General features: G+C 69.1%; 3 protein-coding genes. 1 reads left to right on the top strand and 2 read right to left on the bottom strand.

Annotation, left to right across the window (positions count from 1 at the left end):
• Nucleotides 1–12: 12 nt before the first annotated feature.
• Nucleotides 13–4,224 (bottom strand): amino acid adenylation domain-containing protein, encoded by a 4,212-nt coding sequence (locus VFY73_RS21095; RefSeq protein ID WP_329722478.1) that lies wholly within the window; start codon nucleotides 4,222–4,224, stop codon nucleotides 13–15.
• Nucleotides 4,221–11,501: an SDR family NAD(P)-dependent oxidoreductase gene (locus VFY73_RS21100; protein WP_329722480.1), complete on the bottom strand. Its 7,281-nt coding sequence runs from the start codon at nucleotides 11,499–11,501 to the stop codon at nucleotides 4,221–4,223. Before VFY73_RS21100 ends, VFY73_RS21095 begins: the two co-directional genes overlap by 4 nt.
• Nucleotides 11,502–11,750: 249 nt before the next feature.
• On the opposite strand from VFY73_RS21100, the gene VFY73_RS21105 reads away from it, so the two are divergent.
• Nucleotides 11,751–12,524, top strand: coding sequence for an outer membrane lipoprotein-sorting protein (locus VFY73_RS21105; protein WP_329722482.1), 774 nt, complete (start codon nucleotides 11,751–11,753; stop codon nucleotides 12,522–12,524).

A 12,524-nucleotide genomic window follows, 5' to 3' on the forward strand; every position in this document is an offset into this window, starting at 1 on the left:
CCATGCCGTGACCTACGCAGCCTCGTCGACGGGGTGCGCGGGCGTCGGCCGCCTGGCCGATGCGGCGGCCGCGGCCTGGATCGCCGCCATCTCGACGATGTCGGCGCACAGCACGGCCGTCGGGGGTTCCAGCAAGCTGTGGTGCGTGCCCGAAACGCTGTGCGCATGGGCCTGCCCGCTGGTGTGCTGGCGCCAACCCCAATCGAGCTCGTCAGCGCAGGGGTGCAGCGCGAATTCGCTCACGCAGCCGGCATCGGCCCGCAGGATCAGCAGCTCAACGTCGATTCTCGGCGCCCGATAGGCGCGGTTCGCCAACACGACGGCTTCGAAGGTGCGGTAGATCGGCGCAAGTTCGTCGGCTGAAGCCGTCAGCGCGAGCCCGGCGGCGCGCAGCCGGGCGGACACGCGTTCGAGTCGCTCGGCGTGGGAACCCTCGATGGCCACCTCACCGGTCAAGGCGATGGCCTGCGGCCCGAGGTTCAGGTCTTCGACGAACCACGCGAGCAGGTCCGCACCACTGACAGCCGGCAACGCCGCCGGCGCCGGTGTGTCGACCAGGACGACGCGCTCGACGGTTCGGCCAACGCGGCGCAGCTGCGCTGCCATCTCGAAAGCGATCGGCCCGCCCGAAGACCAGCCGCCCAGCATCACCGGCCCACTCGGCTGGACCTTGTTCAGCGCCGCGACATACAGCGACGCCAAGGCCTCGACGGAATCCGCAAGCGCGCCCTGCCCCGAAACTCCAGGCGCTTCGAAGGCGCGCACCGGCCGCTTCACGGCGGCAGCGAAATGGCGATAGCACAACACATGGCCACCGGCCGGGTGGACCAGGTACAGCGGCGTGCCGGTGCCGGCCGATGACAGCAGCCTCATCCCGAGCGGCGCGTCGCTCCCCTGCCCTTGCACCAGGGCGGCCAGGCGATCGACGGTTCTGTGCTCCCAGATGTCGCCCAGCGACAACCGGGTGCCGAATCGTTCCTTGACCAGGCCGACCAGGCGCACGGCTTCGAACGATTGCCCGCCGAGTTCGAAGAAGTCGTGCCCAACCTCCTCGATGTCGCGCCGCAGCACCCGGCTCCACAGTTCCAGCAAACCGGCCTCGACCTCATTGCCCGGTGCCCGCGCTGCACGGGCAACCGTGGCCTCCACCGGCAGCTCCAGCGACTGCAGGGCACGGCGATCGATCTTGCCGTTGGCCGACAGCGGCAACTGCGGCAGGAAGGCGATGCGCGAAGGCACCATGTACTTCGGCAGCGTGGTCGCCAGGTGGTCCGACAGGCGCGCCGCATCGAGCTCCGCACCGGCCGACCGCACGACGTAGGCGGCCAGCCACGCAGACTTGCCGGGCCCGCCACCGTGCGCGACGACGACCCCCGCCGCCACGCCCGGATGGCCGGCCAGTGCGGCTTCAACCTCGCCCAACTCGATGCGGTAGCCCTGCACCTTCACCTGCGCATCGCGCCGACCGAGGAACTCGATCGTTCCGTCCGGCAGGTAGCGTCCGCAGTCGCCGGTGCGGTAAAGACGTTCGCCGGTGCGCCCGTGCACCTTGAAGGCGGCCTCGGTCTTGGCACGATCGTTCCAATAGCCCTGGGCCAGGCCGATACCGCCTATGTACAGATCGCCGGCTGTCCAGACCGGCACGTCGAGCCCTCGGTCGTCCAGCACATGCCAGCGCTGGTTTTCCATCGGGCGGCCATAAGGGATGCTGGCCCACGACGGTTCGACGGCCTCGATCTCGTACAGGATCGACCAGATCGAGGCCTCGGTGGCGCCGCCCAGGCTGACGATGCGCGCCGCCGGCGCGATGCGTCGCAGGCGGTCAGGCAGATCCAGCGGAATCCAGTCGCCACTGAGCATGACCAGGCGCAACGCCGGCAGCGTGACGCCGCGACCATCGGCGGCATCGGCGAGCAGCGCGGCCAGTGGTGGCGCCGAATTCCAGATGGTCACGGCCTCCTGTTGCATCAGGTCCAGCCAATGCGACGGGTTCAACGCCTGATCGGGATCGGGAAACACCAGCGCCGCCCCTGCGTCCGCCGCGCCAAACACGTCGTAGACCGACAGGTCGAAGCCGATCGACGACACGCCGAACAATCGGTCCGACGCCTGCACGCCGAACCGGCCGTTGATGTCGCGCACCGTGTTGATCACACCCCGGTGGTCGATCATCACGCCCTTGGGCCGCCCCGTGGAGCCGGAGGTGTAGATGATGTAGGCGAGGCTGTCGCTGTCCACGCGCTGCGCCGTCATCGATCGCTCGTTCGACGCCGACGTCGGCTCGATCGCCAGCACCGGCAAGGTCCGTGGCCAGGGGCGGTCGACCAGGCGCTCGGAGCACAGCACCGCCGCCGCGCCACAGTCGGCCAGCATCACCGCGCAGCGCTCGGTCGGCATGGTCGGGTCGATCGGCACATGAGCGCTGCCCACCAGTTGCACCGCATGCACCGCTTGCAGCCAGCCGAGTCCTCGATCGGCGACGATGGCAATCCGCTCGCCGCTGCCCACCCCGGCCTGACGCAAGGCGTGCGCAATCGCGCCCGCCCCAGCCGCGACCTCGGAATGGCAGAAGCGCTGGCCGGCGCAGACCACCGCATCAGTGCTCGTGCCGGCCATGGCCGCGACGAGGTCGCTCAGCACGCCGGACGGCACCGTCCGCGGATCGACAGGCGGCTGACGCCGTTGCTCGCGCTGCGCCTGGGGCAGCAAGTCGATGTCCGCCTGGCGCCAGATGCCGGCATCGGTGGCCAAGGCCTCGATGAAGTCGGCGTAGGCCTGCCACATCGCGTCGATGAGACCGTCCGGAAAGAACTCTTCCAGCAGGTCCCACACGTAGTACAGGCAGCCGTCGGGGAGTTCCCAGAACTGGTGGTCCAGCATCACCTGCGAGGTTTCGAGGCAGCTGAAGTCGGAACGTTCGAAGCCATCCATGAACAGCCCGCTGCCGATCACGAACGGCACCGGCGCACTGCCCATCGCGTGGCGCCCATGGTTGAGCGCCTGCATCACGCGCATGCCACCCCAGTGGGTATGGCGGCTGTCGCGGCTCACCTGCTCCTGCAGGCGCACCGCGCTCTCGCTGAACGACTTCCGCTCGCGCAGGTCCACTTCCAGCGGATACAGCGACGCGAAATTGCCCACGATGCCGCGCATCTCAGGGTGCAGATTGAGCCGCCGGGTCATCATGTTCGACAACAGGAAGTGGCGGCTGTTGCTCCATGCGGCCAGCACTTCCGCGTAGGCGGCGAAAACGGCGCTCGACGGCGTGAGCCCGGCTTCGCGGGCGTGCTCCTTCAGCCCACGCCACAGCGCGGCGTCGAGGAAGCCTTCGCGGCGATTCAGGCGCGAGCGACAACGCTTGTTCATCCCCGCGCGCAGCGGCAACGGAACGGCTTCTGGAAAGGCCGGCAACCGCTCTTCCCAATAGCGCCTGGCGGCCTGCCCGGTATCGGACGCGGCCAACCGATCGAGCGCCAGCGCCGCATCCCGGAAGCTCAACGTCAGCGGCGGCAGCTCGAGGGCGGGATCGGCATGGTAGCGATCGACCTCCTGCAGCAGCCGCGTCGTGCCATAGCCATCGGAGAAGAAATTGTTGTGGTTGTAGTGGATGCGGCAGCGCTCGCGCCCGTCTTCGCTCCACAGCGACACGCGCACGTCCAGCCACGGCCAGCGATCGATCGGCAGCTCGCTGCGCATCATCTGCGCGCGCACGGCAGCCAGGCGCTCGTGCGACACCGAAGCCGGTTCGCTCCGCCAGTCATTGACCTGCACGACCAACGGCTGCGGATCGCGAACGGTCTGCAGCAGCCCGTCGTCGGTGACGGTGACCAGCTCCGCGCTGTGCCGGCGCAGGGCTTTGTTCCACGCGGCTTCGTAGCGCGCCACATCCAGCCCGTCGGCCTGCTTCTCGATGTAGTAGTGCGGCCGGACATGGAACTCCATGTACGGGTCGTCCGCCATGTAGAAGCCCATCTGCAGGTCCGACAGCGGAAACGGCTCGTACAAGGACTGTGGCTCCGGGGTGCACTGCGGCAGCGGTGCTCCGTCGTCGACTTGGCTTTCTTGCAGCCAGCGAACGAGTTCTTGCTTGTGCACCGCCAGTTGGTCGCGCAGCGCTGGCGTGAACGCCCCCTTGGGCGCTTGCACACGCAAGCCGTTGCTGCCGTCCAGCGCCAGCGTGACACCGCTCAGGCGCAGGGTTTGCAGGATTTCGCCGAGGCTCATAGGACCATCACTTCCATGTCGTCATCCGCCGAGGAGTCGGCATCGCCGGCCAACGGCGCAGGTTGGCTGAGCGAGCGCAGCAGCGCCTTCTCGTGGATCAGGTCGAGCACCTCGCCGATCTCGACCCCGCCGATCAGCACATGGGCCGGCAGATCGACACCGAGCCAGGCGCGCATGCGGTTGCGCATCTCCATCGCCATCAGGGAGTCGAGGCCGAGCGATGACAGGCGCAACCGGTCGAAGCGCGGTGGGTCCTGAACGGGCAGTTGACCCGAGTCAAGCTTGAGCACCTGTGCCAGCTGCACCGCCAGCTCGAGACGGATGGCGGCCAGGGCCTGAGGCTTGTCCAGCGCCAGCAACTCGTCCGGCGATGGGCGCTCGCTGTCCGGCGGCGCCATGGCTTCGCCGTCGCGGGCCATTGCCCGCCATGGGCTCGCGAGCATGCCGTGTGACGAGGCGGCCAGCGCCGACCAATCGATGCGCGCGACCAGGCGCTCGGCTTCGGACCCGCACAGTGCCTGCCCCAAGGCTTCGAGCGCCTGTGCGACGCCCAGAGGCGCCAACCCGCGCCGCGCGAGTGCCTGGCGGACCGTCTCCGAATCCGCCATCCCCGCACCGGCCCAGGGACCCCACTGCAGGCTCACTGCGCGCATGCCGGAAGGCTGTGAGGCCGTGCGTCGCTGCAGCACCGCTTCCAGCATCGCGTTGGCCGCTGCGTAGTTGCACTGGCCCGGTGAGCCCAAGGGCGCAGCGGCCGACGAGAAGGCGACGAAGAAAGCCAACGGCAGCTGCCGCGTGCATTCGTCGAGCCACTGGGCGCCGCGCACCTTGGCCTGGGCCGGCCCACGCCAGCGTGCACCGTCGAGCAACGCCAGCGGCGCGTCGTCGTTGGTGCCTGCCGCGTGCACGATGCCGCGCAGCGGGATGCCCTGCTCGTCGAGACCATCGATCAGGCGCCGCACTTGGTCACGCTCGGCGACGTCGCAGGCGATCAGATCGACGCGGCAGCCACGACCGCGCCAGCTTTGCACACGGGCCGTACCGGCCGGCGCCAGCTCCGCCCGGCGGGAAACGAGGACCAGATGCCGGGTGCCGGCTTCGACGAGGCCGCCCGCCACATGCAAGCCGAGTGCCCCCGTGCCCCCGGTGACCAGCACGGCGCCGTCGACGGCGGGCCACGGCACCGCCGTCTTGGCAAGAGGCGCCGGCCGCAGCCGCCGGACATGCGCCGCGCCGGCGTGGATACGCAACTCCGTCTCGTCGCCGGACAACGCTTGCACCAGCACACGCGCGTCAGCCCCCGCACGATGGGCCGAGAGGTCGGCGTGGCGAAGCGCGAGCGACGGCAGCTCGTGCGCCGCGCTGCGCCACACAGCGGCAGCCGCCGCACCGACGATCGAGGCCGCCGCACAACCGGGGCCGGCCAGCGCATCCTCGGTAACGAGGCAGACCGTCAAACCGGCGCATTCGGCCGCGAGCTGGTCACACGCCAGCAGCGTCGCCTGCAGTGCTTCGCATCGCTGCAGTGCGCGCTCGACGTCGTCGTTGCCGGAGCCGTTCGAAAGCAAGGCGAGCAGGCCGATTCCCGGGTGCTGCGACCAAGCGCTTCGCAGCGCATCGGTCAGACCTTGCACATGCTGCCAACCACCTTCGAAGCAAGTGGCCTGGCCACCGGCTTCGGTCAGCTCGGCCGCCAGCCGGCGGGCCGACGAATCGTTGTCGGCGACCACCAGCCAGCGACGGCCGTCGGCAGAGGTCGTCTGCAGCGGCTGCCACTCGGCCACATAGGACGGGTTGTCACGGCGGCCGCCCAAAGCCGTCACCCAGCGCAGCTGCAGGCCTTCCACCTGCATCAGCGGCTGACCTCGTACATCCCAGACGCCGATGTCGACGACCGCTCCGGTGTCGTCGTGCGTGCGAAGGCAGGCCAGGGCCTTCGCGTCACCGACCACTGCGCGACCATGCCAGTGCAATGCATCGATCGCGACCGGGACCGGAGCGGCAGCGCCGTCGGCACCTTCGCCGACCAGCAACGCACCGACGCTCTGGAACACGGCGTCGAGCCACGCCGGGTGCGGCGCATGCGCGTCTGCGGCGGAACCTGCCGGCGGCATCACCGTGGCCTGAACGTGGTCGTCCGTCTTGCCCACATCACGCAGCAGGCGGAAAGCGGGTCCATAGGCCAGGCCACAGGCTGCCAGATCGGCGTACAACTTCTCATGGGGGATCGCCTGCCCGAGCAAGGGCTTCGGCAGCGGTTCAGTGGCCGTGGCGGCGCGTGGCTGCCAACGGCCCCGAGCGCAGTCCACCCAGGTGGCGTCGGCCTGCTGCTTGCCGATGCGCAGATCCCAGCTTCCGTCACGCCGCACCAGCCGCGTTTGCACACGGGTCGTTTCGTCCAGGTCCAACGGTTGATCGAACGACAACTGGCTCAGCGTGGCGCTGCTGTCGACACCCGCCATCGCCTGCAGCGCCAGCGAGATCCAGCCCGCGCCCGGCATCACCGGCCGCCCCGCCACGACGTGGTCGCGCAGCCAATCGGCGCCGGCCGGCAGCCGGGCATCGAACACGCGCATGCCCTCGTCGGCCAGGTCGATACGTTGGCCGACCAGCGGCTGCACGATCGAAGCCGGTCGCGCCGCGCTCACCGCTGCGGGGGTGAACCAATGGCGGCGGCGTTCGAACGGATAACTCGGCAATTCGACGCACCCGGGACGGCTGCGCGCCGGCCGTTGCGGCGCTGCGAGCACGCCACCGGCGGCCCACCAGGTGCCGGCCGCGGCATGCCAGGCCAATGTCGCGTCGACACCGCGTTGCAGGCTGGCGATGCGCTCGACATCGCCGTCGAGCGTGTCGCGCACCAAGGACGTGAGCGTGGCGCCCGGCCCGACCTCGATGAATGCCCTGGAACCCAGCGCATGCAGCTGCCGAATGGCCTGGACAAAGCGCACCGGCTGCCGGATCTGCTCGACCCAATAGCGCGGCTGACGCACATCCGCGTCGACAGGGCCGCCGGTGGCGACGAACGGCAACGTCATGTCGCCGAAGCGGCTGGCCGCCACCGCGGGCTCGAAGACCCCGAGCACCGGCTCCATGAGCCGTGAGTGGAACGCATGGCTGACGGCCAGTCGTTTGGCCGGCAGGCCCATGGCCTGCAAGCGAGCCACCGCCAGCTCGACCGCGGCCACGTCGCCGGACCACACCGTCTGCCGTGGGCTGTTGCAGCCGGCCACTTCCAGCGCATCGGCCAGTGGCCCCAGCGCCTGGATCGACTGCTGTTCGTCAGCTGCGACGCTGAGCATGGCGCCCTGGCCTGGTGCCTCGCTCATCAGGCGGGCGCGCAGCATGACCAGCTTCAGCGCGGTCTCGACATCCATCACACCACTGGCCACCGCCGCCGCGTACTCGCCGACGCTGTGCCCGCAAACCCACGATGGCTGCACGCCGCGATCGGCCCACAAGGCCGACAGCCCCAGCTGCAGCGCAACCAGCGCCGGCTGCCCATACCGCGTGTCTTCGAGACGGCTGCCCGCGTTCCCGAACATCAGCTCGGTCAGCGGCACGCCCAGCTCGCCAGACAACACGGCGTCGCAGCGTTCGATCGTGCGACGGAACACCGGCTCGTCGCGGTACAGGCTTTCACCCATGCCCGCGTACTGGGCGCCCTGCCCGGTAAAGAGGAAGGCGGGACGCAGCTCTGCGCGCGCCCGGCGCTTGATCAGGACGACGTGCTCGGGTGGTGTCGTCCCTTCCGTGAATGCACCGAGACCCTCCACCAGACCCCGAGCGTGCTGCGCGACAACCGCCAGCCGCTCGTCCAGGTGCGATCGGCCGGCGCGCGAGGTATGGACGAGGTCCACGGCCTGGCCCGGCTCGGCTTGGGCGAGCGCGGCTGCGTGCTGTTGAGCAAGCACTTTCAGCGCGCCATCGCTGCGCGCACTCACCAGGTGCAGCAGCGCGGCCTGCGGCGTGGCCTCGGCCTGCGGCTGCGCGGGCGCCTCCTGCAACACGACGTGCGAGTTCGTTCCGCCGAAGCCGAACGAGCTGACGCCGGCGTGGCGCGGTCGCCCGGCGCGCGCGGCCCACGCGACCGCTTCGGTGGCGGGCCGCAGTCGCTCTCCCAGCTCGATCTTGCTGTTCAGGCGGGTGAAGTTGCGGTTGGCGGGAATGAGCTCCCGCTGCAGCGCGAGGGTGGCCTTGATGACGCCCATGACACCGGCGGCGGCCTCGAGGTGCCCGATCTGCGTCTTGAGCGCCCCCAGCCAGCACGGTGCGGCAGCGGGCCCGACTTCACCGAGCACAGCGCGCAGCGCGTGCACCTCGACCGGATCACCCAGCGAGGTGCCCGTGCCATGGGTTTCGACGTAGTCGATGGCTTGGCCGTCGAGGCCCGCGCGTTGAAGCGCCGAATGCACCACGCGTTGTTGGGCCAGCCCGTTCGGCGCCGTCAGCCCATTGCTGGCGCCATCCTGGTTGACCGCCGAGCCGACGATGACGGCCCGCACCGGGTCGCCGTCGCGCAGCGCATCGTCCAGGCGCTTGAGCACCAGCACCCCGCAGCCCTCGCCGCGCACGTAGCCATCGGCGCTGTCATCGAAGGTCTTGCAGCGCCCATCGGGCGCCAGCATGCCCGCCTGGCCGAAGATCGTGCCCAGGTCTTCGCACAGCACCAGGTTGACGCCGCCGGCCAGCGCCAGCACGCACTCACCCGCGGCCAAACTTCTGCAAGCCTGATGCACAGCCACCAGCGACGACGAACAGGCCGTGTCGATCGCCAGGCTCGGGCCCTGCAGACCCAACACATACGAGATGCGGTTGGCCGCGATGCTGAGTGCGCCGCCGGTGCCGGCATGGCCGTCCGTCCCGGCCCCTTGCGAGCGCTGCAAACGGTAGTAGTCGTTCGAGCTGATGCCGATGAACACGCCCGCGGCGGAGCCGCCCAGCCGATCCGGCGCGATGTGCGCATGCTCCAGCGCATGCCAGGCCGTCTCCAGCAGCAGGCGCTGCTGCGGGTCCATGCTTTGAGCCTCGCGCGGGGCGATGCCGAACGCCGCCGCATCGAAGGCGTCGATGTCGTCGAGCAGACCCACGAAGCGGTGTGGCGCGTCGGCGGGCGGGTTCCAACCGGTCAACCGGGCGCGGTCGCTCGGCACTTCGCGAATGGCAACGGCGCCGCTGTGCAGCAGACGCCAAAAGGCCTCCAGGCCATCCGCCCCGGGCACGCGGCAACCCATGCCGACGATCGCAATCGGCACGGCCCGCTCGATCGACGCGGACGGCTGCGCCGCCTGGCTCCCGGACAACAACGCCGCCAATCGCGCGATGGTCGGGTGGTCGTACAGCAATGACGTGGGCAGCTTGCGGCCGGTGGCTCGAGACAGGTCAGCCACCAATTGCACGACCTTGACCGAGTCGAGCCCCATATCGCTGAACGGCCGCTCAACCGCCACTTCGTCGACCGAACGACCCACCAGTGCGGCAACCTGCTCACGAAGCCACTGCGTCCATTGGTGCGGCATCTGCGCCGGCAGCGGCTGGGCCGCCGGCCGCTCCCAGCGACCGATCTCGGACCACTCCTTGGCCTGCAACGAGATGCGGCAGGCACGACGCTGGATCTTGCCGCTGGAGGTCTTCGGGACGGTGGCCGGCGGCACCAGCACCACCATGTCCACCTCGATGCCGTGTTCGCGGGCCACGGCGTCGGCAATGGCCCGGCCAACGACCGAAACGTTGACCTGCTTGCGCGCCGAGCGCTCGACCTCTTGCACGATCACCACTTGCGGAGCGTCACGCTCCGAGTCGATCGTGAAGGCCGCGCCGTAGCCACCCAATCGCAGCGCGGGATGGGCTTGCTCCGCGGTACGTTCCAGGTCCTGCGGGTAGTGGTTCGCACCCCGGACGATGATCAGGTCCTTCAGGCGGCCCGTGACGTAGAGCTGCCCCTCATGCACGAAGCCAAGGTCGCCGGTGCGCAGCCAATGCACGCCCGGCCGGCCGAGCACCTGGGCGCGGAACGTCTCGGCCGTGGCCTCTTCGCGCCGCCAGTAGCCTTGCCCGACACAGGGCCCGCAGACCCAGATCTCACCCACCTCCAGCGGCTCGCAAGGTGCGCTGTCCTGCGGGCGAACGATGCAGACGTCGTAGCCGCTGCGCACATGGCCGCTGGAGACGAACGTCGCCGTGTTCTGCGCCTGCGGATCGGACAGCACGATGCGATCGGCCGCCAGCGCCGTCTTGTCGACGACCAGCCGGGGTGACACTTCGTCGAGTGCGCCGATGGTGACCACGAGCGTGGCCTCGGCCATGCCGTAGCCGCCCGACGTCAGCGCAGGGCTGGCTCGGCCGGCCGCGAAACGGTCGTTGAAGGCGTCGATGGTGCTGGCCCAGATCGGCTCCGCACCATTGAGGGCCACGCGCCAGCTGGAGAGGTCGAGCGTGGCGGCCTGCTCGGGCGTGACACGCGCCACACACAGGTCGAACGCGAAGTTCGGTGCCGCCGAAAACTCGCCACGATAGGTGTCGATTGCCTTGAGCCAGTTCAGCGGCTGCTGCACGAACGCCGCCGGCGGCATGAAGACCGCCGTGGCACCCAGCATCAGCGGCAGCACGATGCCGGCCACCAACCCCATGTCGTGGTAGATCGGCAGCCACGAGACGAACGACGTCTCGCCCCCCAGACCCGCCGAGCGGGCGATGAACGCCGCGTTCATCGCGAGGTTGGTGTGCGTGATCATCACGCCCTTGGGATCACCGGTCGAGCCGGAGGTGTACTGCAGGTACGCCAGCTCCTGCGGTTGCACCTGCTCGTTGATCCAGCCCGGGCCCGCGCCCTGCAACGCACCGAGGCCCAAGGTGTCGAGGTTCACGCCGTCTGCGGCGTTGAGTCGTTCCGACACCTCTGCGCAGAGGTTGTCGCTCGTCAACACCAGGCCGGCGCCGGCGTCGCGGGCGATGGCCACCAGGCGTCTGGAATGCCAGGTTTGCCGCGGCGGGTAGACGGGCACGGCGATCACGCCCGCATAGACGCAGGCGAGGAAGGCGACAACGTAGTCGAGCGACGAATGGAACGCGAGCAGCACCCGCTCGCCGACCAGCCCGCGATCGCGCATGGCAGCGGCGATCTGCATCGCACGCTCGTGCATCTGCCGCCGCGTCATGCGGCCGGCCTCGTTTTCTCCATCGTCCAGGAATACGAGCGCCGGGCGTTCCGGATCGAGTTCGGCCAGTTTGCCCAGCACCGAGCTCAATCGCCCGCCGCCTGCATCGAACGCATGCATCTGAAGACCCCTTGATGACATCTTGTGAGGTGTATGGGAGGCGCGCGCGATGCACCGCGCAAGTGCACGGCCGGCGCGCCAAAGCGGCACGCGCGGACGCGGTGCCATTTCAACGGCGCGGATGATGGCGATGCGGGCCCTGCCCGGTCAATGGCTGCACCCCTCCCAGATCTTGCAGGTTGTCCCTAACGCGTAGGACTTCTATGCTGCGCGCCTCCGCTCGATCGAAGCGGTAGGAGTCGCTATTCCATGTCGTTCTCGTCATCACGCCGTCGCCTGCTCGTGCCTTTGATGCTGTGGGCCGCAACGGGCGGCGCACTCGCCAAGCCGACCATCGAGACCGATGCCTCGAAGGTCGTGGATCGTGCCGAACTCGCGCTGTGGGGACGGACCATGCAGGCCGACTTCGACATGACGATCACCACGCCGTCGTGGTCGCGCACGCTGTCGCTCGCCGTTTGGATGGATCGCCCTGGCAAGTCTTTCCTGCGTGTCGTCGCACCCGCGAAGGACTACGGAATCTCGTCGCTGCGTCTGCAATCGGAGATGTGGAACTACATCCCAGCGATCGAGCGCACGCTGAAGGTGCCGCCATCGCTGATGCTGCAGCCCTGGCTCGGCAGCGATTTCACCAACGACGACCTGGTCAAGGAAAGCAGCCTCGTCGACGACTACACGCACAAGCTGCTGGAGTCGCCCGCCGCCGACGGCACGGGCCGCTACCTGATCGAGGCCATGCCCAAGCCGCAGGCCCCGGTGGTCTGGGGAAAGATCCTCTACGCGGTCGGCCCCGACTTCCTGCCGCTGAAGCAGGAATTCTTCGACGAACGCGGCCACCTCGTGCGCGCCTTGACCTACTCCGAAATCCGCAAGCTCGATGGCCGCGACGTGCCCACGCGCTGGGAAATGAAGCCGAGCGACAAGCCCGGCAAGTCGACCGTCATCACGATCAAGACCGCACGCTACGACAAGCCGATGGACGACAGCCTGTTCTCGCTGCGCAACCTGACCCGCAAGGAGTGA

The organism is Ideonella sp., from assembly GCF_036277275.1.
Taxonomy (GTDB): Bacteria; Pseudomonadota; Gammaproteobacteria; order Burkholderiales; family Burkholderiaceae_C; genus Ideonella.